Source organism: Oleiphilus sp. HI0067, from assembly GCF_001635735.1.
On record NZ_LWFI01000965.1, the window covers coordinates 1 to 961 of the forward strand.

Annotated in this window: 1 protein-coding gene; it reads left to right on the forward strand. The window is 46.1% G+C overall.

Annotated elements, in window-relative coordinates; all coding sequences use genetic code 11:
* A partial coding sequence (locus tag A3739_RS12320) for an HlyD family type I secretion periplasmic adaptor subunit (RefSeq protein ID WP_156502558.1) occupies positions 1-961 on the forward strand: 961 nt, incomplete at both ends.

A 961-nucleotide genomic window follows, 5' to 3' on the forward strand; every position in this document is an offset into this window, starting at 1 on the left:
GTGCGTGAAGGCCAAACCGTGGAAGCGGGTGATCTACTCATGGAACTAGATGCAACAACTGCCGGCGGCTCTCTCGCGCAATCAGTTGCAGAAACCTCTTCTTTAATCGCAGAAGAAATGCGTTTAGCGGCAGAGGTTGCCGGTACGGCACCTAATTTCACGGAAGAACAAATCAAACAGAATAAACGCTTCATCGAAACCCAAATTCAACTATACAAAGTTCGTCAGGAAGAACTACATAAACAAGTCGAAGACATTCATTTAAAAGCAAGCAAAGCCCGGCAAGAACTTGTTGCGGCGAACCAACGTCAACAAGATCAGCAACGACAAGTGCAGCTTGTTGAGCAGCAACTAAAAATGAATGAGCCTTTGCTAAAAATGGGGGCCGTATCTGAATCTGTGGTGCTCGATATTCAGCAACAATTGAGTCGTGCACAGTCTGAAGTCAATTCCACAAAAAATGAAATTCCTGAACTGAGATCAGAAATAGATCGCCTTCAAAAAGAAGAAGAAAGCGTTGTGGCAAGTTTTAAAGCCAAAGCCCAACAACAACTTTCTGAAGTAAGAACGCGCCTTGATATTGCGCGTGGTAAACAAACTGTGAGCGCTGCGAGCGTTGACCGAACTGAATTGCGCTCTCCGGTGGATGGCATTATCCAGACCTTGCACATAAATACGATAGGCGGGGTCGCGAGACCAGGCGCAGAACTTATCGACATCGTCCCTGTGGGTGATGAATTACTTGTCGAGGTGAAAGTAAAACCTAAAGACATTGGCTTTGTTCGCCGAGATCAGTACGCCAAAGTGAAAATATCGGCCTTCGATTTTGCTGTCTATGGCGGATTGGATGGCAAGGTCGAAACCATTTCTGCTGACTCAATTACGGACCAACGCGGAAATAGTCACTACCTTGTGAAAGTACATGTAGACCAAGCGTACTTTGATAACCCTAACGGGCGCT